This window comes from Paraburkholderia sejongensis, from assembly GCF_020880815.1.
In the GTDB taxonomy this organism is placed as follows: domain Bacteria; phylum Pseudomonadota; class Gammaproteobacteria; order Burkholderiales; family Burkholderiaceae; genus Paraburkholderia; species Paraburkholderia sejongensis.
In genome coordinates, this window is the sequence record NZ_JAJITD010000035.1 from 1 (window position 1) to 21,512 (window position 21,512).

General features: G+C 62.3%; 21 protein-coding genes. 11 read left to right on the top strand and 10 right to left on the bottom strand.

Going from position 1 to position 21,512, the window contains the following annotated elements; all coding sequences use genetic code 11:
- Positions 1–500: 500 nt before the first annotated feature.
- Positions 501–950 (bottom strand): dihydroneopterin aldolase, encoded by a 450-nt coding sequence (locus LJ656_RS34210; RefSeq protein ID WP_230513854.1) that lies wholly within the window; start codon positions 948–950, stop codon positions 501–503.
- Positions 951–1,208: 258 nt separating this feature from the next.
- Here LJ656_RS34210 and glyA point away from each other — a divergent pair, with 258 nt between their 5' ends.
- Complete coding sequence (gene glyA / locus LJ656_RS34215) at positions 1,209–2,456, top strand: serine hydroxymethyltransferase (protein ID WP_230513855.1); 1,248 nt, start codon at positions 1,209–1,211, stop codon at positions 2,454–2,456.
- Between the two features lie 440 nt (positions 2,457–2,896).
- Positions 2,897–5,527, top strand: a complete 2,631-nt coding sequence (locus LJ656_RS34220; RefSeq protein WP_230513856.1) for a PAS domain-containing hybrid sensor histidine kinase/response regulator — start codon at positions 2,897–2,899, stop codon at positions 5,525–5,527.
- Between the two features lie 54 nt (positions 5,528–5,581).
- Here LJ656_RS34220 and LJ656_RS34225 read toward each other — a convergent pair whose 3' ends face one another.
- Positions 5,582–6,148: a phosphate-starvation-inducible PsiE family protein gene (locus LJ656_RS34225; RefSeq protein WP_230513857.1), complete on the bottom strand. Its 567-nt coding sequence runs from the start codon at positions 6,146–6,148 to the stop codon at positions 5,582–5,584.
- A 338-nt stretch (positions 6,149–6,486) separates the two neighbouring features.
- Between LJ656_RS34225 and LJ656_RS34230 the strand changes: the two genes are divergently transcribed.
- The 3 genes from LJ656_RS34230 to LJ656_RS34240 are packed head-to-tail and all read left to right on the top strand — an operon-like array spanning position 6,487 to position 8,542.
- Positions 6,487–6,729 carry a hypothetical protein gene (locus tag LJ656_RS34230; protein WP_230513858.1) on the top strand — a complete coding sequence of 81 codons (243 nt, stop codon included), beginning with the start codon at positions 6,487–6,489 and terminating at the stop codon, positions 6,727–6,729.
- A 27-nt stretch (positions 6,730–6,756) separates the two neighbouring features.
- A complete protein-coding gene (locus LJ656_RS34235; RefSeq protein WP_329958932.1) occupies positions 6,757–8,211 on the top strand; it encodes an NAD(P)/FAD-dependent oxidoreductase in 1,455 nt (484 codons plus the stop codon).
- 58 nt (positions 8,212–8,269) lie between these two features.
- Entirely contained in the window at positions 8,270–8,542 is a 273-nt protein-coding gene (locus tag LJ656_RS34240; RefSeq protein WP_230513859.1) for a UBP-type zinc finger domain-containing protein, read from the top strand.
- Positions 8,543–8,594: 52 nt separating this feature from the next.
- On the opposite strand, the gene LJ656_RS34245 is transcribed toward LJ656_RS34240, so the two are convergent.
- The 3 genes from LJ656_RS34245 to LJ656_RS34255 all read right to left on the bottom strand — a co-directional run bounded on the left by LJ656_RS34245 (position 8,595) and on the right by LJ656_RS34255 (position 13,130).
- On the bottom strand, positions 8,595–11,429 hold the full coding sequence (locus LJ656_RS34245) for an ATP-dependent Clp protease ATP-binding subunit (RefSeq protein WP_268998893.1): 2,835 nt from the start codon (positions 11,427–11,429) through the stop codon (positions 8,595–8,597).
- 142 nt (positions 11,430–11,571) lie between these two features.
- Complete coding sequence (locus tag LJ656_RS34250; protein WP_425606075.1) at positions 11,572–12,351, bottom strand: Hsp20/alpha crystallin family protein; 780 nt, start codon at positions 12,349–12,351, stop codon at positions 11,572–11,574.
- Positions 12,348–13,130: an HdeD family acid-resistance protein gene (locus LJ656_RS34255; protein ID WP_230513860.1), complete on the bottom strand. Its 783-nt coding sequence runs from the start codon at positions 13,128–13,130 to the stop codon at positions 12,348–12,350. Before LJ656_RS34255 ends, LJ656_RS34250 begins: the two co-directional genes overlap by 4 nt.
- An 84-nt stretch (positions 13,131–13,214) precedes the next feature.
- Between LJ656_RS34255 and LJ656_RS34260 the strand changes: the two genes are divergently transcribed.
- The 5 genes from LJ656_RS34260 to LJ656_RS34280 all read left to right on the top strand — a co-directional run bounded on the left by LJ656_RS34260 (position 13,215) and on the right by LJ656_RS34280 (position 17,222).
- Entirely contained in the window at positions 13,215–13,649 is a 435-nt protein-coding gene (locus LJ656_RS34260) for a PRC-barrel domain-containing protein (protein ID WP_230513861.1), read from the top strand.
- Positions 13,650–14,592: 943 nt separating this feature from the next.
- Positions 14,593–15,063, top strand: coding sequence for a helix-turn-helix domain-containing protein (locus LJ656_RS34265; protein WP_230513862.1), 471 nt, complete (start codon positions 14,593–14,595; stop codon positions 15,061–15,063).
- 260 nt (positions 15,064–15,323) lie between these two features.
- A complete protein-coding gene (locus LJ656_RS34270) occupies positions 15,324–15,527 on the top strand; it encodes a hypothetical protein (protein WP_230513863.1) in 204 nt (67 codons plus the stop codon).
- 38 nt (positions 15,528–15,565) lie between these two features.
- Positions 15,566–16,780, top strand: a complete 1,215-nt coding sequence (locus LJ656_RS34275; RefSeq protein WP_230513864.1) for an alkene reductase — start codon at positions 15,566–15,568, stop codon at positions 16,778–16,780.
- A gap of 88 nt (positions 16,781–16,868) precedes the next feature.
- Positions 16,869–17,222, top strand: a complete 354-nt coding sequence (locus tag LJ656_RS34280) for a host attachment protein (RefSeq protein WP_230513865.1) — start codon at positions 16,869–16,871, stop codon at positions 17,220–17,222.
- Between the two features lie 274 nt (positions 17,223–17,496).
- Here LJ656_RS34280 and LJ656_RS34285 read toward each other — a convergent pair whose 3' ends face one another.
- The 5 genes from LJ656_RS34285 to LJ656_RS34305 form a co-directional block, all read right to left on the bottom strand.
- Entirely contained in the window at positions 17,497–18,171 is a 675-nt protein-coding gene (locus LJ656_RS34285; protein ID WP_425606076.1) for a GntR family transcriptional regulator, read from the bottom strand.
- Positions 18,172–18,295: 124 nt separating this feature from the next.
- Positions 18,296–19,246 (bottom strand): alpha/beta hydrolase, encoded by a 951-nt coding sequence (locus tag LJ656_RS34290; RefSeq protein ID WP_230513867.1) that lies wholly within the window; start codon positions 19,244–19,246, stop codon positions 18,296–18,298.
- The gene (locus LJ656_RS34295; RefSeq protein ID WP_116124114.1) at positions 19,240–19,518 is read right to left on the bottom strand and encodes a 2Fe-2S iron-sulfur cluster-binding protein; all 279 of its coding nucleotides are present in this window, start codon (positions 19,516–19,518) and stop codon (positions 19,240–19,242) included. The genes LJ656_RS34290 and LJ656_RS34295 overlap by 7 nt, the downstream gene beginning before the upstream one ends.
- Positions 19,519–19,534: 16 nt before the next feature.
- Positions 19,535–19,834 carry a hypothetical protein gene (locus LJ656_RS34300; protein ID WP_230513868.1) on the bottom strand — a complete coding sequence of 100 codons (300 nt, stop codon included), beginning with the start codon at positions 19,832–19,834 and terminating at the stop codon, positions 19,535–19,537.
- A 53-nt stretch (positions 19,835–19,887) separates the two neighbouring features.
- The gene (locus LJ656_RS34305) at positions 19,888–20,196 is read right to left on the bottom strand and encodes a 2Fe-2S iron-sulfur cluster-binding protein (RefSeq protein WP_230513869.1); all 309 of its coding nucleotides are present in this window, start codon (positions 20,194–20,196) and stop codon (positions 19,888–19,890) included.
- Between the two features lie 233 nt (positions 20,197–20,429).
- Between LJ656_RS34305 and LJ656_RS34310 the strand changes: the two genes are divergently transcribed.
- Positions 20,430–21,359, top strand: a complete 930-nt coding sequence (locus LJ656_RS34310) for an ornithine cyclodeaminase family protein (protein ID WP_230513870.1) — start codon at positions 20,430–20,432, stop codon at positions 21,357–21,359.
- Positions 21,360–21,512: the final 153 nt, after the last annotated feature.

The following is a 21,512-nucleotide window of genomic DNA, read 5'->3' on the forward strand; positions in this document are numbered from 1 at the left end:
AACATTACAACGAACGGCACCCGCATAAGGCACTGAAGTACCGTTCCCCCCGGGAGTTCCGCCGAACCGCTGCATCATCAACTTAACGGTGTCCGAGTGTCCTGAGTTACAGGGTCAACTCCATTTCCCTCGCCGTTACCCGAATATCCTCTTTGCTCTTCAGGTACACCGTTGCGAAGAAACTCCCCGCTGGCCTGTTTATAAATCCAAACCATCTTTTTGTTCTCCTTTGTTGTACGGAGCAACGATTACAACAAAGGACCTGTTCTCAATAAATCTTCGCGACAGCGGGTATTTGGGATAGTGGGACAGGGTTCAGCGGCGAAACGCCAGAAAAGTCCGACCGGCTGCGCGCGCCATGCCGATAGCTAAAGGGTTCGACGAGTACGGACCGAACACGTCGCACTGAACTTACGTGAGATAAAATTTATCCTAAACAGTGTCAACAACTGTTGTATCTAGCCGCGCCCGGCACCGGTCCCGCACGGCCTGACGCGCTCTCAACGCTGCTGCGCGTTGCACGCCAGCAAATAATCCGCGCGAGTCCAATCGAGCGTCACCCCCACGCAGCGCGTGCCCGGCCGGATTTTCGGCTTGTGCACGCTGAGCGTCAGCGACTCCAACGCGGGCCATTGCCGAAACGACAGTTTCGCGATGTCCGCGACCAGTGTCTCCAGCAACCGCGTGTGCGGCTTGTGCGCGAGAAAATCCGCGATCGACGTGCAATAGCCGTCGTAGTCGATCCAGCCGTGCTCTTCGCTCGGCGCGCTTGCGTAGCCGAGTCGCGCGTCGATGACGAGCGCCTGCGGCGCACTGTACTCATGCGGGTAAATACCGACGCGCGCGGGCACCCCCAGCGCATCGATAAACACGCTCCAGCCGCGCCCTCGCTGCTGCCCCACGACGGCTGTCGTGAGCGCCATTTCAAACGGTTCTTCAACGGGTTTCATGGTATCGGCGGCTTCTTCGTGGACTAGCGCCAGTACATCAAAGCGATCAATCCGCCGATAGAACAAAAGCGGCATCGAGCCCGGACAGTGCCGCCATCGCGCGATATGCGGGCGCACGAGCGCGTACTAGCGGGATGTCGGAAACGTTCTAGTCGGTCACGCCGCATCTATTTTCAAATGGAGCTGTTTTTTTCGGGCTGCACCTGGCGCGACTCGCGTCCAACAGAAGATCTCTTTGACTTTCAACCGGAATACATCATGTTCAGTCGCGCAAACAGTACCGTCGAAAACGTCGATCCAGAGCTCTGGAACGCGATCCAGAGCGAAAACCGCCGTCAGGAAGAACACATCGAACTGATCGCGTCGGAAAACTACACGAGCCCGGCGGTGATGGCTGCGCAAGGCTCGCAGCTCACCAACAAGTACGCCGAAGGCTATCCGGGTAAGCGCTACTACGGCGGTTGCGAATATGTCGACGTAGTCGAACAGCTTGCGATCGACCGCGTGAAGCAGATCTTCGGCGCGCAAGCCGCGAACGTGCAGCCGAACTCCGGCTCGCAGGCGAACCAGGGCGTGTTCTTCGCGATGCTCAAGCCGGGCGACACGATCATGGGCATGAGCCTCGCGCACGGCGGTCACCTCACGCACGGCTCGCCGGTCAACATGTCGGGCAAGTGGTTCAACGTGGTGAGCTACGGCCTGAACGAAGCCGAAGACATCGACTACGACGCAGCCGAAAAGCTCGCGCAGGAGCACAAGCCGAAGCTGATCGTGGCCGGCGCGTCGGCGTTCGCACTGCGTATCGATTTCGAACGGCTGTCGAAAATCGCGAAGTCGGTCGGTGCGTACTTCATGGTCGACATGGCGCACTACGCGGGCCTGATCGCCGCGGGCGTGTATCCGAATCCGGTGCCGCACGCTGACTTCGTCACCACCACCACGCACAAGAGCCTGCGCGGTCCGCGCGGCGGCGTGATCCTGATGAAGGCCGAGTTCGAAAAGCAGATCAACTCGGCGATTTTCCCGGGCATCCAGGGCGGTCCGCTGATGCACGTGATCGCCGGCAAGGCGGTTGCGTTCAAGGAAGCGCTGTCGCCGGAATTCAAAACGTATCAGCAACAGGTCGTCGAAAACGCGCGCGTGCTCGCCGAAACGCTGGTCAAGCGCGGTCTGCGCATCGTCTCGGGCCACACCGAAAGCCACGTGATGCTGGTCGATCTGCGCGCGAAGAAGATCACCGGCAAGGCCGCTGAAGCCGCGCTCGGCGCGGCTCACATCACGGTCAACAAGAACGCGATTCCGAATGATCCGGAAAAGCCGTTCGTGACCTCGGGCATCCGTCTCGGCTCGCCGGCAATGACTACGCGCGGCTTTGGTGTGAAGGAAGCCGAAGTGGTCGGCAATCTGATCGCCGAAGTACTCGAGAGCCCGGAAGATCCCGCGACGATCGAGCGCGTTAAAGCGAAGGTCGCCGAATTGACCGCGCGGTTCCCGGTGTACGGCTGAGCGGCTGAGCTGCGAAGCGGCTTTCGACCGGCTCCTGATATCGGAAATCGAGGGGCGCTTCGCTCAGGCGGAGCGCCCCTTTGTATATCGCGTCGGCCGGGCCGCACGTCATCCGTATCGACGCAGCACACCGGCACCTGCGCCGGTTCGTTTTACAACATCGGGCGGCAAATTCTGCATCCCGAACGATCTGCCGGTACGCCGCCTGCTACGCGGCGCGAGCGCATCGGCTGCGCCGCGCAAACGTTTTCGCGCTCGACGGCGGCGCCGATGTCGTCAGCTAGCGACTGTTTGGCTCGCCACATGCTTGCCGCATTACCATCCGCACGGTAAAACATCGGCTGCGGCTCCCGAGCCTAACTAACGAGACCGGACCCACCCTGCCGGCGGCGCCAGTTCATCTGGCCGCCTGTGCGCGGCGACGCCGGCGACAGCACGCTATGCAAGATCCCGCTCACTTCCTGCCTTCGTTCGTCTGGCGCGCCGACCGCGACGGCGTGATCCGTTACGCGAATCCGTGGACCGCGCGTTACCTCGGCCGTCCCGCCACCGAACTCGCGGGCTTGCATTGGAAAATCTTCGTTCATCCCGACGACATCGACCCCGTGCTCGACGCGGTCCGGCAGATGCGCGACGGCACGCTGCTCGGCAATGTCGAGGTGCGCCTGCTGCGCGCGGACGGCGCGTATCGCTGGCACACGCTGCATCTGCAGGCGCAGCTCGACGCGAACGGCCGGATCGGCGACACGATGGGCGTCGCGACCGATATCCACGAAGCCCGTCATGCATGGGCGATGTACGAAGCGAGCGAGCGCCGTCTGAAAGCGGCGTTCCAGGGCGCGCGTATGGGTGCATGGGAATGGGACATGAAGAACCGCGTCGTGCGGATGACCTCGCAGCTCGCGCAGCTGTACGGCTTTCCGGCCGGCACCGATGCGATCGGCCTGTCCGATTTGTGGGAGCGGATCGAGCCCGAGTATCGAGAGCTGTTCGCACAGAAGCTCGACGAAGCGCTGCAACACGGCGGCCCGTTCGAACTGGATCTCGTGCTCGACGGCGGCTCGGCCGCGCCGCGCTGGCTGCGCATGCGCGGCCACGCGGAGTTCGACGCTCACGGCACGCTCGCGCATGTGTACGGCGTGAGCTTCGATATCAGCAAGCAGCGCGCCGCCGAACAGCAGTTGAGTCTGAGCGAGCGGCGTTATCGGGCGCTGGTCGAATCGACCGGCGCGCTGGTGTGGTCGGCCGCGCCGAACGGCGACATCCGCGCCCGTGGCGACGACTGGAGCCGCTTCACCGGCGATGAAGTAGTCCATCTGTCGGATTGGGGTTGGCTCGACTACGTGCATCCGGACGACCGCGACAGCGCGCGGCAGACCTGGCTAGAGGTGCTGCGGCGCGGCCAGCCCGGCTCGAGCCAGTTCCGCATGCGCCGTCACGATGGCCAGTACCGGATGGTCAACGCGCAGGCGGTGCCGCTATTCGACAGCCACGGCAAACTGCAGGAGTGGTTCGGCACCACCACCGACGTGACCGCGAAGCACGAAGCGCAAGCGGCGATCGAAGCGCGCAACCTGCGCCTGTCGGTCGCGATGCAGGCGGCGCGCATGGTCATCGTCACGCTCGATCTGGCGAGCGGCACGCTGTCGGTCGAAAGCGGCGCCGCGACGGCGGGCAACCACCCGTTGACTTACGACGACGCGCTGCGCCGGGTGCACCCCGACGATCGCGCGACGCTCGAACACCATGTGCGCACGCTCGTCGCCGGCGGCGAGCCGGCCGCGAACTTCGAATTCCGCGTGCAGCGCGCGGCCGGCGAGCTGTGGATGCAAGGCAGCACGCTGCTGCAACGAGGCGTTGACGGCAAGCCGCTGCGGATCATCGCGAGCGTGATCGACATCACCCAGCGCAAGCAGCTCGAACTGATGTTGCGCGAGACCGACCGCCGCAAGGACGAGTTTCTGGCGATGCTCGCGCACGAGCTGCGCAATCCGCTCGCGCCGCTGCGCACGGCGCTCGCGCTGCTCGACAAGCAGTCCGACGCGCAAGCGCCCGCGCCCGGGCTGATCGATCTGATGCGCCGCCAGGTCGAACACATGACGCGCATCGTCGACGATCTGCTGGAAGTATCGCGCATCACGCACGGGCGCATCGTGCTGCAACTCGAACCGGTGCTGGTCGGCACCGCCGTCTATCACGCGGTCGAGGCGATCGCTCCGATGGCCGAAGCACGGCACCAGCAGTTGCAGGTCAATGTGTGCGATCCGACCACCTGGGTGAACGGCGACATCACGCGGATCGCGCAGATCTTCGTCAACATCCTGAACAACGCGAGCAAGTACACGCCGGAGAACGGCCGGATCACCGTCAATGTCGAGGCCGACGACGAGTCGGTTTACATCGTCACGCGCGATACCGGCACCGGTATTTCGGCCGAGTTGCTGCCGAAGGTGTTCGAATTGTTCTCGCAGGGCGAGCGCACGCTCGATCGGGCAAGCGGCGGCCTGGGCATCGGCTTGTCGCTGGTCAAGAAGCTGGTGGAAATGCACAACGGCACGATTGCCGTGCACAGCGACGGCCCCAACCTGGGCACCACCGTGACGGTCCGTTTTCCGCGTGTGCATCAACAGCAGCGCCACGCGGCGGTCGCGTTGTCGGAGCCCGCGTCCGAAGCCGCGGGAAGCGTGTTGCGCATGCTGATCGTCGACGACAATCGCGACGCCGCCGATTCGCTCGCGATGTTGTGCGAATCGGAAGGACACGCGGCGCGGGTCGCGTACTCGTCCGCCCAAGCGCTCGACGTCGCGCCGCCGTTCGCGCCCGACGTCGCGTTGCTCGATATCGGTTTGCCGGATATCGACGGCTATGAACTCGCGAAACAACTGCGCCGCAAAGGCGAGACGAAGCCGCTGCTGATCGCGATTACCGGTTACGGGCAGACCGAGGACCGCTTGCGCGCGCAGGCGGCCGGCTTCGATTATCACTTCGTCAAGCCGGTCAATATCGACAGTTTGCTGGCGCTGCTCGCTTCAGTGACGGCGGGGGGCGGGAAACGGAGTGGGTTGGATTAGTGGACGGGTTGCTCGATCCGGAAGCCGGCAATTGAAAGGAACTGCCGACTCAGGTCAATTGTCGGATTGGCCGCCTTCGCGGGGCGGCCCCCCTTGCTGTCGCTGCGCGTGCACAACGCGATCACGCTCTGCCTGCGCAGCGATCGTCGCGTCGACCGGGTCATCACGCTGCCGCATCAGCCAGTAGACGGTCCCCAGTGCCACCAGCGCAAATGCAAGCGCCGCGATCTGGGCGGGCGCACTAGCCGGGTCGAGAATGATGAATTTGCGGGCGATAGCCAGCAGCGCAACCAGAAGCACCGTTTTGACCTGCACGATGTGATCGCGCCGCGCCATCACCCGCGTAATCGAATGCTTGAATTCCATCGCGATCAGCAGTGTCATGACCATCCCGAAGATGGTCTGATACACCGCGTGATCCAGCGGGTTCAGCGCGTCCGCAAGCAGTAGCGAAATCACCGCGCGAATCAACTGCCAGAGCGACACGAGAATAATGATAGAGATCACGAAGCTCAGTACATGCGCGACAAGCTGCTCGAATCGTTCATAAAAGGTGAGCATGTCCCACTGCAGACGCAACGCATCGAGATCCTTGCGTAGCCAGCTTTTTTTACGTTCCATCACTTGACTCCCGGACGGCCGTCGCTGCGCCGCGAGCGCACCGCACCTGCTACGGTCTCTCCCGTTTGCGCGGCTTCTTGATGGATAGCTGCATAAAGCAGACCTGAGCCGGGAGCAGCAGATCAGTGCACTGTACCTCGACGAGCGCGAGATGGAATACGCCATTTTTGCGCCGCCGCAGCGCTTGCGTCACTACCCGCCTGACCGGAGATGCGCCGACCGGCCGTACATCCCTGGATTTGCGACTAGACTTGAAGCATCGTCGGTGCATGCTCACCCAGGAGGCCGTATGCGCTATTCAGTCACGATCGGAACATGCGATTGAGGGAGGCAGAACTATGCCAAAGACCGTTCGAACCGCTGAGCAGATTCGCGACGAACTGCAGAACCGCATGGCGAAAATTGCCGCTGACACGCCGGGAGCTTTGCGGGTGCGTATACCGCTACCGGAGCGGCACCCGCCCGATGCATCCGGCCGCAACTGGAACATGGTGCCGCTCAATGACCTAGGCGCAGATTGCGCACAGCATGTTCAGAAGGTGATCGAAGACATGCGCACCGAGTTCGTGCTTCCGGATTGACGCGTTGATACCAAACCGGAGCCGCTCATGCGAACGCATATGTTTGAGCATCGAGGCTACGAGATCGCGGTAATGGAGCCAGCGGCAGAAAGTGACAAAAACGGGCAGTTTCGCGAAAGACACCACCCTCCGATGCGCTTACGGTTTACGAATACGGCCAACCGCCGTTATCCAGGCGGCCGCATGCTCGTGAAAGTGCGGGAAAACGAAACAAGTCGTGACGCCCTCAAAGGTGGATGCATATTCATGGTCAGAATCTATGGACGCATGCGCAGCGCGAATGGCTACGCGATACGCGACTTCCTGCATCGCTGCGACATACCGTTCGAATGGATCGAACTGGGCAGCGACAAGGAAGCGGAGGAGCTGGCGCATGTGCAGCACCTTTCCGACTCGCGCTTGCCGGTCTGCGTTTTCCATGACGGAACGCGGCTGGAATGTCCCACTATCCGGCAGATCACCGAGAAGCTCGGCTGGTTTGCGAGTCCGTCCCGTGAAGCCTACGATCTTGCGATTTACGGCGCAGGACCGGCGGGATTGAGCGCGGCGGTGTACGGTGCATCGGAAGGCCTGCATACCGTCCTGGTGGAGCGCTGGGCACTAGGCGGTCAGGCAGGCAGCAGCTCGAAGATCGAGAACTATCTCGGCTTCCCACAGGGTGTGAGCGGCGCGGAGCTCGCTGAACGTGCCCACGACCAGGCCGTCAAATTCGGCGCCGAAATCCTGCTGGCCCGCGCCGGCGTGCACGCGGAGTTCCCACCCGGCCTCGGCATCGTATATCTGGAAGACGGCACACGTATCACGGCGCGCACGTCTATCTGCGCGACCGGGGTGGCATATCGCACGCTGGCTCTCGAGGGTGAAGAGCGCTTTCTCGGCGCGGGTCTCTACTACGGCGCCGGTGCGAGCGAAGCCGAGCTGATCCATGGCGAAGACGTCTATGTCGTGGGCGGCGGCAATTCGGCGGGACAGGCCGCCTTGCATTTTTCGCAATCCGCCAACCGCGTCCATATGCTCGTGCGTGCCACCTCGCTTAAGAACACGCTGTCCCAGTACCTGGTGGATCGCATCACATCGGCGCCGAACATCGAAGTGCGTACCTGCACTGAAGTTACCGCGCTCGCAGGCAATGACATATTGGAAGAGATCACGCTGACCGATGTCCGCACCGGCCGGCACAGCACGGTAAAAACGAATTGGCTATTCGTTTGCATCGGCGGGATGCCACAGACCGAATGGGCGCAGGAGGTCGGCATTGTCCGCGATGAAGGCGGCTATCTCGTGACCGGTCCCGACCTGCAGGACTATCGGGCGAATTTGAATTGGCCTCTCGAACGCGCGCCGCTGCATCTGGAAACGTCCATGCCCGGCGTGTTCGCAGCGGGCGACGTGCGCCATGCGTCGATCAAGCGCGTGGCGTCGGCAGTCGGCGAAGGGGCAATGGCTGTGGCGCTGGTGCACCGCTATCTGAATAGCGCTTGAGCGCAAGCGCGACCTTGATCTGCGCACATCTGCGCATACCTGTCCGAGGAGCACGATCATGACCCCCGGTTGCACGCACCTGGGCGAGGCCCGCATTCTTCACACGACCATCGACTATTGCGAGGAGTGCGTAAAGCTTGGCCAGCCCTGGGTACATTTGAGGCTTTGTCTTTCTTGTGGACATGTCGGCTGCTGCGATTCGTCGCCCAACCGGCATGCGAGCAGGCATTTTCACGCGACCGGTCATCCGCTGGTACGTTCAATCGAACCGGGCGAGACGTGGATCTGGTGCTATCGCGACGAGCTCGTGGCAGGTGAAGTTGGATCGTGAGCGCAACGCCTCCGCGCGGGCGGGCGGCGTTACGTTGTCGATCGCCCCGGCGTCACGCATGTGCCGGCGCCTCCTTTGACGCTTCGCTGGGCGCTTCTGTGGGCGATGGTTCTTTCTGCACGCGCACCGAGCGTGTACCTGAATCGTAGGTCATTGTGACCTCGTCACCATCGCGCACGTCGCCTCGCAACAACGCATCGGCGAGTTGCGATTCCACCTCAAGACGAATCTTGCGTTTAAGCATCCGCGCGCCGAACTCGGGATCATAGCCAATCTGGGCAAGATGATCGCGCAACGCGTCGTCGAATGACAGATCGATGTTTTGGGCCAGCGCCGTACGCCGTACGCGCGCAAGTTGCAGGTCGACGATACTGCGGATCTGCTCCTTCCCGAGCGCATGGAACACGACGACCTCATCGACCCGGTTCAAAAACTCGGGCCTGAAATGATGCCGCAGCATTTCCATCAACCGGTCGCGCAGTTCAGGGTATTCAAGCTGCCTGGAGTCGGCCTTCATGTTTTCCTGGATCAGTTGCGAGCCGATATTGCTGGTCGCGATGATGATGGTGTTGGTGAAATCGATCAGACGTCCCTTGCCGTCGGTGAGCCGACCTTCGTCGAACAGTTGCAGCAGGAGGTTGTGCACCTCCGAGTTGGCTTTTTCGATTTCGTCGAGCAACACGACGCAATATGGCCTGCGCCGCACGCGCTCGGTGAGTTGCCCGCCCTCCTCGTAGCCAACATATCCGGGCGGCGCGCCAACCAGCCGCGCCACCGTATGGCGCTCGGAATACTCGCTCATGTCGATACGCACCAGCGCGTTCTCGTCGCCGAACACCGAAGCGGCTAGCGCCTTCGCGAGTTCGGTTTTACCCACACCCGTAGGCCCAAGAAAGAGGAAGCTCGCAGTCGGCTTGCCGGCTTCCGTCAAACCGGCGCGCGAAAGGCGCACCGCTTTGGCGACCGCGGAGACGGCCTCATCCTGGCCGACCACGCGTTGCTTCAGATGGTCTTCCAGTCGCAACAGCTTTTCGCGGTCCTCGGCCGTGAGTTCAGATAACGGTACGCCCGTGAGCGACGAAACGATCTGCGCAATGTCTTCCGCCGTCACTTCCTGCGAACTGGTGCCACGCTCCTTCTTCCATGTTTCAGTGGCTTCGTGCAGGCGTTTTTGTTCTGCGACAAGCCGTCCTTCCAGTTCCTTTGCCTTATCGAATTGCTTTGCAGCGCTGGCCGCGTCCTGTTCCTGCCTCATGCGGCGGATGCTCGCCTCGACATCGTGCAATGGCTGCGGACGCGAATTCGACGAAATGCGTACGCGGGCGGCGGCCTGATCGAGCAGATCGATGGCCTTGTCCGGCAAAAACCGTGCGGCGATGTAGCGGTCCGAGAGCTTTGCCGCTGCGGCGATCGCCTCTTCGGTAATTTTCACCTTGTGATGTGCTTCGAGCCGGTCGCGCAGGCCACGCAGGATCTCGATCGTTTCCTCGACGCTGGGTTCAGGCACCGTCACGGGCTGAAAGCGCCGCTCCAATGCCGAGTCCTTTTCAATGTACTTCTGGTATTCGTTCAATGTGGTCGCACCCACCAGGTGCAATTCACCGCGGGCGAGGGCCGGCTTGAAGACATTCCCTATATCCAGGCCGCCTTCGCCGCCGCCCTGGCCGGCGCCGACAATCGTATGCAGTTCGTCGATGAACACAATCAGGCGGTCCTGGTTCTCGATGATCTCATCCAGTACCTGCTTGACGCGCTCCTCGAACTCGCCACGATACTTCGCGCCAGCCACGACACTATTGATATTCAGCTCGACCACGCGCTTGCCGCGCAACACTTCCGGCGCCTGGTCCTGAGCAATGCGTTGCGCCAGACCTTCGACGATAGCTGTCTTGCCCACGCCCGGTTCGCCAATCAGCACCGGCTTGTTCTTGCGCCGCCGTGCGAGCACTTCAATGGTGGTTTCGATTTCCTTGTCACGGCCGATCACCGGATCCAGCTTGCCTTGACGTGCAAGCGCGCTGAGATCGCGCGCGTACTTGTCGAGCGTTGGCGTGGTGGAGCGGCCTTCCATCTTGCCGTCTTCGGCACCCTTGCCGACCACCTTGACTGCTTTTTGCCGCAGCGATGGCGACGACAGCCCGAGCTTGCGCAGCAATTCGCCTGCAAAGCCGTCTTCTTCCTCGACGAGCCCAATCAGAATGTGTTCTGGCCCGACGTAGCTGTGGCCCAGTTCCAGTGACGCCTTCAACGCATTTTCCAGCGCACTTTTGGCGCGTGGCGACACACCGAACTGCTCGTTCGCGCTCGGCTCCTTGCGGGTGCCGCGAGGCGCGCTCTGATCGATGTTCTTCTTGATCTCTTCTGGATCGAGCTTGAATTCGCGCAGGATTTCCTGCACGACATTGTTATCGGCAACCGCCAGCAACAGGTGTTCCGTATCGACTTCGTTCTTGCCGTAGTCGGCCGCTGCTTGCGCCGCCGCTTGCAGGCGGTCCAGACCGCCCTCGCTCAGGTACGTCTGCAGGTCTACCGCTTCGCGCGCCCGGCGATGCCGGCGCGTGCGCCCGCCTGGCTGTCCGCTCGCTGAATCGCCGATTTGCGTGCTACCGGTGCCTGTGTCCCGAGCCGCGCCGCCGGAGTGTTCGGGCGCGCGTCTGATGCGTGACGGGCTACCGCGACCGTCTTCCATTTGTGGCCACATGTCGTCGAACAGACTGTCGAAAAGTCCGCCGTGAAAGAGGGACTCGAGCGGCGACAGGCGGCGCTGATTGCGCGCCATGAACTCCATGTAGTGCTCATCGCACAGCATCAGCTGACGGCGCTGACCGTTTTCGGTGATCGTGATCTGCGAGGTCGCGGGCTTTCCGCAAACACTGCACTCGGCCATGATGATCTCCTGTTCGTCCGTGAGCGCATCGCCTCGCGGGCGGGTATGGGGTGGGTGGAAATAACCGTTCCGCTCGGTGGCGACGCGTACCGCGACTTTTCGCTGCCGCACATCGTCCGCTTGCGCCAGCGCGGCGCAGATTTCATTCGATCTCAATGCGCCGCTTCGCTGCCGGTTGCCCGGCCGCTTTGGGGATGCGCAGCGTCAGCACGCCGTTCTCAAATCTGGCCTCTGCCCGATCGAGATCGACGCCCGCGGGCAGCGGTACCGCGCGCTGAAAGTGTCCAAACGAGCGCTCGACCCGATAGCATCCTTGTTCTTCGCTCGTCGATTCCAGGCGCTTTTCGCCGCTGATGATCAGCATGTCTTCAACCACTTCGAGTTCGACGTCGTCGCGGGTCATGCCTGGCAATTCGGCGACAACACGCAGTGCGTCGCCTTCGTCGGTGACATCGATCCGCGGTTGAAACTCGCTGGCGCTGAAGTCGCCGAACCAGCTTCCGAGCGGCCCGCGGCCGCCGAACGGATCGCGTATCAATTCGGCTAACAGATGAATCGGATCGGGCAGCGGCCAATTGGCAGGCGCAAGTGCGACCTGCGCCGCAGCGGCTGCCGCCGGTGCACCGTCACTTGTTTGCGTGCCGCCAGTCTGTTGCGCATTTGGCCGCGCGCTTTGCTGACTCGCGTGCGGTGCACTGGCGCCGACCGCTGCGGTCTTTTGCGCGGAGTGCGAGCGTAGAAACCGGAACGGGTTCCATTTGTCCAGATCGAGATGCATGTGATTCTCCCTACGTGAGGTACACCAGTGCCAGACCTGAGGCTGGACCACTAGAAAAGACGGCCGGTCCATTCGACCTCCGGATGCACGATTTGCCGCCGGCTTGACCTTCCGGCCCATGAGTTCCGTGAGCGATGCGTTCACGGATGCAATGGTGCGTGTGGCTCGCCGGTCAGGTCGTCATGGTGCCAGGCACGCGCAGTGATGCCGAGTACGAAGAGCAGCGCGCCGGTGAACAACGCATACACGCCGATCAGCCAGACGAGCGCTAGTGCGCCGGCGCCCGGAAAGAGCAACACGAAGATGCCGAAAAGCATGGACAGCACGCCTGTCACCACCAGCATCCACGCATTGCGCAGGCGCAGGCGCAGCCGCGTTGCTGCGATCAGATCGAATGCGCCGGTGATGATCGCATTTGCGCCGATTACGGCGACCAGCACGAGGGTGGTAATCCCCGGCACCAGCGCAGCTATCACACCGGCGCCGATACTGCAGATGCCGAGCAGCAGCGGCACCCACCAGTCGCCGTGCGTCGCACGGTAGCGGATGGCCGCGACTATCGCGACAACGCCGCTGGCGATTGCGTAGGCACTAAAGAGGGTGATAAGCAGCAGAAGAGTAAGAGCGGGCCAGAATAACGCCAGTGTGCCGAACAGCAGCGCTACGGTGCCGCGCACAATGAGCATCCACCAGGCACGTCCAAGCAGTTCATCCATGTACGACTCCATCTGTACGTCAGTGATGAACTTCAGTCTAGACTCCGTGCAGCCGCGATTCTTTCGCGTTTCTGCCATGCGTTTCGCAAAACCGCGTTCATTCAGGACGCGTGCCGAACGGTATCGATATTGGCATCCGGATGCACCGAAGTCGTCCAATCCATCACAGCGTTTTTTATAGCGGCTCGCCGTGAGGAGTTCTAACATGAACTGATGCGTCGCCTCACCTGGCATTGGCGTGTTCATTGCCGGCCCGGTGTCGCACCGTCAACACGAAACCGAGGAACTGTCATGAAAACGAATCTGCTTGTATGGCTAGTCGCGTCGTCGATCGGACTTTCTTTAAGCGCGCACGCGCAGGTGGCCGGCGTTCAGCCGCTTGGTGTCAGCGTGGAACAGTCGACCGCGATCCTGGCAGGCTGGAGCGTGAGAAAGTCGGTCATGGACAAGCCGGTCTTCAACGAGAAGGGTGATCGTGTCGGTGTCGTTCATGACATTATCGTGGCACCCGACCGGTCGGTATCGTTTGCAATCATCGCCGCCAACCAGTTTCTGGGAGTGCCACATCATGACGTGGCCATTCCCGTCGAGCAACTCGATTTCAACAATGGCAAACTGGTGGTTGCCGGAGCGACGAAAGAGGCGATCAAGGCGCTGCCCGAGTTTCAATACGCAAAGGTGCGCGCGACACCTAAGCCGAGGTCCGACTACCGCGAGCATCCCTGACCTACTTCCCGCATCGTCCGTGGACGATGCATTTGACCCGCGGCACATTTGTTCGGCGAGCAGTGCGCCGCCGCGCTACTCGTCGTGCGCCGAAGCCGTCCAATGCCGAGCACGGCGGTGACCCAGATCGAAGCCGCTGTCGTCAAGCCGCCAATCTTGCCGGCGGCGCGGCTTTGCAGAATTTTCCGGCGTCGAGAAAGCCTCTGCCCGCATTGACGCCTTGAGTCGCGCAACCGGCGTCGCTGCCGCCGGTAACAAGCATCGGCACCCCGCAAGTTTTACCGCTAACGGACAACTGCGGCTTTCCGGCAAAAGGGAGTTCCGGGCGTCGTTTGACGCTCGCGCGGTTGGCATCCTCCGAACGCCAGACTGTAGTGAGCAGCGAGGATGCTCGCCGGACGCAACGTTCTCGCGCAGGGTCGCGGCAGTGCTGTCGCATTCCCGATGCTCGACCGCTCGCGCGAATTGCTACCCCGACCGGGGCGCGCGCCTTGCTCATACACGTGGAGGCAGTCACCTGCCCACACGGCCAATCGGTCTTAGGCAGCTGATCTCGGCTTTCTGTCCTGTTCAGGTAGGAGCCCTTTCCATGACGAATCACGGTACGACCCCGTATCACGGATTACGCTGCCAGCCGATGAACGTCGCTTTTTCCGACCGCGGGTCTAGCCTGATGCGGGGATTTCAGCTCGTTGTGCCGACCGGTCCCACTGTTGTGCATGCTGCGGGCTGCGACGACCTCGGAATGAGTCGCTCCATCCGGATCAGTGCACCATTTACCGCGGTTATTCCCACGGGAGCGACATTGGACACGAGCGCTGACAGCGCTCCTAGCGGATGGGTTATCGCACTCAAATCAGACGTACTTGGGCAAGTCTCGCGAGAGGCGTTTTGCGCGGTCCCGAAATGGTCTACGTCCTGGGATCCTTTCTTACGTGAGGCCGTGGATACATTGGGTGCTTTGCATAACGCCGATCTCATCGACGCTGCCTGCGCCAACGCTTTCGCGGATGTCATCTCGGTGCACATCGCTCTGCGCTACGGACACTGTGCCGATGCGGCCGAACCCGACAAACCACTTACACGTCAAATGCTGATCCGGATTCAGGTGTTCGTTCAGGAGCACATAGCCGAAACCATATTGGTCGAGCAACTCGCAGTGCTGGTGCACATGAGTGCCTCGAACTTCGCACGCGTCTTCAAAACAGCGACAGGCAACTCGCCCCATTTGTACGTGACACTCGAACGAGTGAAGTTTGCAAGGACGATGTTATGCGAGGGGACGATTCCCCTGGTTGAGGTTGGCGCGTGCGCGGGATTCCAGACGCAGCAGCATTTCACCGCCGTGTTTCATCGACATACCGGTGTGACGCCTCGCGCATTCCGGCTTGCCCACCGAAACGTCGGTAGCTGATTAGTTCTGGGAAGTTGCACAAGCGCAGAGATTCGACATGTCCTGCAGGAATGAGGAAGAACTGCAAGCCGCAAGAATCTAGTCTTGATGCCATCGTCGTCGCGTCGAAGGAAGATCAGCGACGTCGATCCGAATGTCGTCATGCCGCATTTTTTTATCTGCGGGATGGAGGTGGCGATCTCCGTCTCCGACGACCGGGATTGCATGCACGCAATGCCGGTGCGACAGCGAGATTCCGCTGGTTCCTTATGGAGCGCTATATGACAGAGGAAAGCCGCGTCGATATCCGGAAGTCGAAAGTCGAGGAGCAGGAAGCGCCGATGACCCTCGATGAACAACTCGACGAGGCGCTCGGAGAGACCTTTCCTGCGAGCGATCCAATTGCCGTTCACCCCGAGCCCGAACAACCCGAGAAGACGCAAGTTCAGTCATTGCCGGTACTGAGGGGGATCATCTCGATGTGATCCGACTTCGGGGCGAATCAAAGACACAAGGAGCGAATATGCCCGAGACGGAAATCGCGCCCGGGGACGCCGGGCAGCGCGACGAGCAAGTCCCGCTGCGCAAGCTCTTCCAACCCGTAAAAGTCGGACCCTACGACCTGCGTCATCGTATCGTCATGGCGCCCCTGACGCGTTCGCGCGCGAGCCGGCCAGGCAATCTGCCGTCGCAACTCAACGCCTGCTATTACGGGCAGCGTGCAGGGGCCGCGCTCATCATCAGCGAGGCGACGCAGGTATCGATGCAAGGACAGGGATATGCATGGACGCCTGGGATCCACAGCCGTGAGCAGGTCGAAGGCTGGCGGCTCGTGGCGGACGCCGTGCACGAGGCGGGCGGGTTGATGTTCATGCAGCTGTGGCACGTCGGGCGCATATCGCACCCCTCGTTGCAGCCTGATGAAATGCTGCCCGTTGCGCCCTCTGCTGTTCGGCCGAAGGCGGAGGCGTTCATCGAAAATGAGCGTGGCGAAGGTGTCGTCGCGCCCTGCGTCACGCCTCGCGCGCTGCAGATCGAAGAGATGCCATATCTCGTACGCCAATACCTCAGGGGTGCGCGCAATGCAAAGGCTGCCGGAATGGACGGCGTCGAAGTGCACGCAGCGAACGGGTATTTGCTCGATCAGTTTTTGCTGTCCGGTTCGAACCGCCGCACGGACGAATACGGCGGATCGAGCGAGCGTCGGGCCAGGCTGCTATTCGAGGTGATCGAAACGGTTTGCGAAGTGTGGGGGCCGGAAAAGGTCGGCGTCCGGCTGTCCCCTCTCGGCGCCTTCAACGACATGCATGATGACGATCCCGAGGCGCTCTTTACTTACGTCATCGAGAAGCTCAATCGATACGGGCTGGCTTATTTGCACATCGTCAATCCCGCGCTGGCGGCGACCGGTGAGGATCTCGCTTTCACGGAGCGCGCGAAACGAATGAGCGAGATGATACGCCGCACCTATCGTGGCGTGCTGATGGTCGCGGGCGGGTTCGACGGCGGCAGTGCGGAAAGATGGCTCGAGGACGGCAACGCGGACCTGATCGCGTTCGGACGCTTGTTCATCGCCAATCCCGACCTGCCGGAACGCTTGCGGTTGCGCGCTCCGCTCAATTCGCCAGATCCGTCCACGTTCTATGGAGGTGGCGAGCGCGGATATACGGATTACCCGTCGCTCGCGCAGGAACGAGGGGACGCCCCACGGTCCGTCATCGATGGGCGTTGGAGATAGAGGGTCTCTGGCCGGCGAGCTCGCTAGCGTGACGCGACGATTGGCGATGCCCGCCGAACCGGCGACCAGTCACACTTAGAGGCGCATCATGGCTGTCACTACCTGGGTTGTCGTTGCCGACGGCAGCCGTGCTCGAATCTTCGAGACACTGGGACTTAAACTGGACTTGCGGGAAATCGAAGACCTCGTCAATGTCGTCCCGGGGCGGACGCTGACCGAGAAGGATCGCGAAAAATTCGCCAGGACCGTCGCCGACTACATCGAACAGGGACGGCTTCATCAGCGGTATCAGCGATTGCGATTTGCCGTCGAGCCGAAGTTTCTCGGGATGCTGCACGCGCATCTGAGCGAGGGGACGCGTCACTTGATTTTCGAAGAGATCAACGAAGATCTCTCGGCCCTCGATGCGCGCGAAATTCAAGCGCACCTGCAAAGGCATTGACGGCGACCTGCCCGGGTCATAGCCGCGCATTCAGTGTGCAACTGCAGCTTTGCGCAGGGTTCGATGCCGGCAGCCGGTACTGGCCTGCCGGTGAAGTATCCTTGCGCGGCATTGCACCCAGGTTTCGTGATCATGCGTGGCTTGCTCCGACAAACGCCGACATCGCGCGCTGCCCGGTGACATCGGGTACCAGCGCGGTGATGCCGCCCTCGCAGGGTGCCCGCGCTTCGAACCAGGTATCGAGCGGCGCGTAGAACCCGGATTCTGCAATCCGTCAGCGCGCAAAACGCTCCAGATAATGCTGCGCCGCGCGCGTCACATGGCGCTCGGCGAGCAAAGCCGCGAGCGCCGCATCGCCGGATTGCACCGCGCGCAGGATCGCCACGTGTTCGTGCCAGGTGACGCGCACCTCTTCGTCGTTCGCGTTCACGAACAGCATGCGCGTACGGTCGCGCAGCGAACGCATCAGATCCGACAGCATCGAATTGGCGCCGGCCGTGTACAGCAGGTCGTGAAAGCGCGCGTTCAGTTCGAGCAGACCCGAGGTCTCGCCTGCCGCCACCTTCGCGTTGCCCTCCTGAAGCACCGCCTCGATCTGCGCGACCAGTTCCGGCGTGCAATGCTCGGCGGCGAGGCGCGCGTTGAGTCCTTCGAGGGTCGCGCGGATCTGCACCATCTCGCGCGCCGCCGCGGGATCGAGCGACGCGACCACCGCGCCATGCCGCGGGCGCACCTCGACGAGCCCTTCCGCCGCGAGCGCGCGCAGCGCTTCGCGCACCGGCACGCGCGACACTTCCAGCTCCTCCGCGATCCGGCCTTCGACCAGCCTGTCGCCGGGCGCGTACTCACCCGTTGTGATCGACTCGCGCAAGCGGGCGATCACCAGCTCCGAAAGCTGCTTGTGCATGATCGGCTCACGCCCGTTTGTGCTGATGGCTCCCCGCACCATGTTGACTCTCCACGTCTGACCGTTGCTCCAACTGTTGGCGCAATTCTAGCAGCGCCGGTGTTTTCGTAGACTGTAGACATGATACGAAACGCGAGTCTTGCGCGACGTCAACCATCGCGCTCGTTCAACGCGGCACCGACGCCATGAACGCAAGAATTTCGCGGCCCAGATATTCCTCGCCCGAATTGAAATGCGCGACGATCGACGTGTGGTTGTGGCCGCGCATCTGCACGAAGCGCGGCGGCACGCCGCGATGGCGCAGCAGTTCACGAAAGAACGCCGCGCCGTAGTCATCGAGGAAGCGGTTTTCGTATTCGGCCACCGCGATCATCACCGGCACCGCGCAACATGCCGCGTGCGTGAGCGGCGAGCGCTCTGCGTAGCGCGATTCGTCGGCGCCGAAATACGCGCGCACCGGGCCCGCGTTCGGATTGCGCGGATCGACGTCGGCCAGGAGACGCGCGCTGATCAGCACGAGACCGGCCACATCCCGCGGCCCGACGCTGTCCGAGAGTGCGGGATCGAACAGGCAACTCGCCGCGTGCGCACCGCCCGCCGAATGGCCGATCATGAAGATGCGTGCGGGGTCGATGCGCCAGCGCGCCGCGTGCTCGCGCAGCCAGCGGAGCGCGCTGGCCACGTCCTGCGCGCCGCCCGGCCACGGCGCTTCATCGGCCAGACGGTATTCGACGTTCACCGCGACGAAGCCCTGGCGCGCGAACCAGTGGCACACGTTGTCGTAGATCGCGCCATTCACGCTTTTGCTGCCGCGCACGAATGCGCCGCCGTGCACGAACAGCACGGCTTCGCGCAGCGTATCGGCGGGTGCGTCGAGCGGCTCGAACACGTCGAGCACCTGACGCGGATGCGCGCCATACGCAAGGTCGCGCTCGACGCGCGTTCCGTCCATCGGCGCGGCCATCACGAGCGGCGTGTAGCAGTCGATCACTGCCTTGCGATTCGCGATGATGTCGTCGTTCCAGCGCGGCCCGAGCGCGAGCATGTGCTGACGTTGCTCCGGAGCAAGCGCGCCGAACGGCGTGAACGCGCGATCGTCGTCCGCGCGGCTCACCATGACACGCTCACGTTGCCGTTGACGAACGTCTGGCAAGCCATCCGGTACCCGCTCGCCAGTTCCTCCGGGCTCAGGTGACGGCGCTCCTTCTGCTTGACGTCGTCGGTATGTTCGCGGCCCGCCTCCACCTTGCACTTGCAGGTGCCGCACAGCCCGCCGCCGCATTTGAACGGAATGCCGCCCTGCTCGCGCAGCGACACGCGCAACAGGTTGCTATTGGCGGGCGCTTCGACGGTCTTGCCGCCATTGCTCAGGAAAGTGATCTGCACCATTGCGATTGCGAAATCCTCAGTTATTGCGCCGGCTCACACGCGCCTCTTCGTGGCCTTGAGCGGTCAGGTGTTCAATGGATTGGAGCGCATCGCGCAGCGTCGCGAACTTCTCGAAGAATTTCGTCGGCACGAGATTCACCGTCTGCGGCGCCGATTCCTCGACGATACGCACGCGCGAGTCGCCCTCGAGTTGCGCGACGACGAATTCGGCGACGTGCCGCGCGCCGTAGAAGTAGTCGTGCGTTTCGACCGGAGTGATGCCCGGCGTCGGCTCGCTGCGGTACTGGCCCGGCCGGCTCGTGAGTACGATGTACATGCGATCTCCCCGATGCGGACGCACGCCCGCGCGCTCCGCGTTCATGTTGGCGTTCAAGACTCGACGGGCAGGTCGTCCTGCTCCAGTTCGATGTCGTGCTCGATCCACAGTTGGCACGCGAGCCGGTAGCCCTCATCGAGCCGCGCGCCCAACTGCTTTTTCTCCTTCCAGTTCGGCGCCGGCAAATGCTCGCCGCCCGCCAGCACGCGGCACGCGCAGCGCGCGCATTTGCCCATCCCGCATTCGTAGCGCAAATGCGGAAACGGAAACTGCTTGATGCCCGCGCGAACGACGAGATTGGTGTTTTCCTTCACCTCTGCCCGGTAAATCTCTGCGTTCCTGTGGAACACGACGACTGGCATGCGTCCTCCTACGACCAAGCTACGGATCCTCCGCTTCAGCGCGAAGGCGATGGACTAAGTGTACCGCCTTTTTGAACATTGTATACCGTCGTCAAAAATCCACTGTTGCGGGAAACCCGGGTGCGGTGCATTTACCGCTGGGAGCCAAGGATTATCGAATGCCATCCGAGTCGCCATTTAGTTTTCGGTATACCGTATACTCAAAGTTCACCATTAACAACGGACACCAACCCATGATTCATCTGACCGACGCGCAAATAGACGAAGTCATCGACTTCGAACATGCGATTCCCGTCCTCGAAATCGCATTTCGCCAACACGCGCGCGGGGCCGCCGCCGTCCAGCGGCGCGTGCGAACCGAAGCGGGCGGAACCAAACTCTCCACTCTCGGCGCGGTGCTGCCTGACGCCGATGTCGCCGGCGCGAAGATCTACACGACGATTCGCGGCCAGTTCAATTTCGCGATCATCCTGTTCCGCGCCTCCGACGGCCAATGCCTGGCCACGCTCAACGCGAACGCGATCACCCGCCTGCGCACCGCCGCGACCACCGTGCTCGCGGTGCGGCGTCTCGCACATAGCGGCGCGCACACCGCCGCGATCTTCGGCACGGGCGTGCAAGGCCGCGCGCATGCGCACGCGCTGGCCGCGTTCACGGAGTTGAAGACGCTTCGGATCGTCGGCGTGGAAGGCGACGCGCAGCTTGCGCACGCGCTCAACGAAGCACACCGCGCGCGCGGCGTGGCGGCGAGTGCGATGGACACCGCGCGGGCCCTCGACGGCGCCGATGTGATCGTCACGGCAACGCGCGCGACCACACCGCTCTTCGACGGCAACGCCGTGATGCCGGGCGCGCTCGTCGCGGCGATCGGCTCCAGCCTGCCGCACGCGCGCGAGATCGACGACACTGCGTTGTCCCGCGCGAGCCGCATCGTCGTGGAATTGCGCGATCAATCGCGCGACGAAGCCGGCGATCTCGTGCTGGCCGCACCCGGCGTGGTGGACTGGTCGAAGGTGGTTGAGCTCGGTGAGGTGCTCGAAGACGATACGCTCGCCCGTCAGCGTGACGACGAGATCATCGTGTACAAGGCGGTGGGGATCGGGTTGCAGGACGTTGCGCTCGCGGCGCTGGCGTATCGGCGGTTTGTCGAGCGCAATTGCTAAGGTCTGTGTGGAATGGCTCGGCTGATGAGCCGAACCTGTCCGCATTTTTGTGTGCGAGGCGGTTAGCGGAGTTACCCGCGTGCATTGGTGAAGCGCTCGCCAAACAGAATGGCAAACTGGTTCATGGCGGATGACCAGTCAAATGCGGCGCGT

Coding starts and splice junctions, on each gene's coding strand:
- LJ656_RS34210 (WP_230513854.1), bottom strand. CDS start 950: ATGAAACCCGTTGAAGAACCGTTTGAAATGGCGCTCACGACAGCCGTC.
- glyA (WP_230513855.1), top strand. CDS start 1,209: ATGTTCAGTCGCGCAAACAGTACCGTCGAAAACGTCGATCCAGAGCTC.
- LJ656_RS34220 (WP_230513856.1), top strand. CDS start 2,897: ATGCAAGATCCCGCTCACTTCCTGCCTTCGTTCGTCTGGCGCGCCGAC.
- LJ656_RS34225 (WP_230513857.1), bottom strand. CDS start 6,148: ATGGAACGTAAAAAAAGCTGGCTACGCAAGGATCTCGATGCGTTGCGT.
- LJ656_RS34230 (WP_230513858.1), top strand. CDS start 6,487: ATGCCAAAGACCGTTCGAACCGCTGAGCAGATTCGCGACGAACTGCAG.
- LJ656_RS34235 (WP_329958932.1), top strand. CDS start 6,757: ATGCGAACGCATATGTTTGAGCATCGAGGCTACGAGATCGCGGTAATG.
- LJ656_RS34240 (WP_230513859.1), top strand. CDS start 8,270: ATGACCCCCGGTTGCACGCACCTGGGCGAGGCCCGCATTCTTCACACG.
- LJ656_RS34245 (WP_268998893.1), bottom strand. CDS start 11,429: ATGGCCGAGTGCAGTGTTTGCGGAAAGCCCGCGACCTCGCAGATCACG.
- LJ656_RS34255 (WP_230513860.1), bottom strand. CDS start 13,130: ATGTTAGAACTCCTCACGGCGAGCCGCTATAAAAAACGCTGTGATGGA.
- LJ656_RS34260 (WP_230513861.1), top strand. CDS start 13,215: ATGAAAACGAATCTGCTTGTATGGCTAGTCGCGTCGTCGATCGGACTT.
- LJ656_RS34270 (WP_230513863.1), top strand. CDS start 15,324: ATGACAGAGGAAAGCCGCGTCGATATCCGGAAGTCGAAAGTCGAGGAG.
- LJ656_RS34275 (WP_230513864.1), top strand. CDS start 15,566: ATGCCCGAGACGGAAATCGCGCCCGGGGACGCCGGGCAGCGCGACGAG.
- LJ656_RS34280 (WP_230513865.1), top strand. CDS start 16,869: ATGGCTGTCACTACCTGGGTTGTCGTTGCCGACGGCAGCCGTGCTCGA.
- LJ656_RS34285 (WP_425606076.1), bottom strand. CDS start 18,171: ATGGTGCGGGGAGCCATCAGCACAAACGGGCGTGAGCCGATCATGCAC.
- LJ656_RS34290 (WP_230513867.1), bottom strand. CDS start 19,246: ATGGTGAGCCGCGCGGACGACGATCGCGCGTTCACGCCGTTCGGCGCG.
- LJ656_RS34295 (WP_116124114.1), bottom strand. CDS start 19,518: ATGGTGCAGATCACTTTCCTGAGCAATGGCGGCAAGACCGTCGAAGCG.
- LJ656_RS34300 (WP_230513868.1), bottom strand. CDS start 19,834: ATGTACATCGTACTCACGAGCCGGCCGGGCCAGTACCGCAGCGAGCCG.
- LJ656_RS34305 (WP_230513869.1), bottom strand. CDS start 20,196: ATGCCAGTCGTCGTGTTCCACAGGAACGCAGAGATTTACCGGGCAGAG.
- LJ656_RS34310 (WP_230513870.1), top strand. CDS start 20,430: ATGATTCATCTGACCGACGCGCAAATAGACGAAGTCATCGACTTCGAA.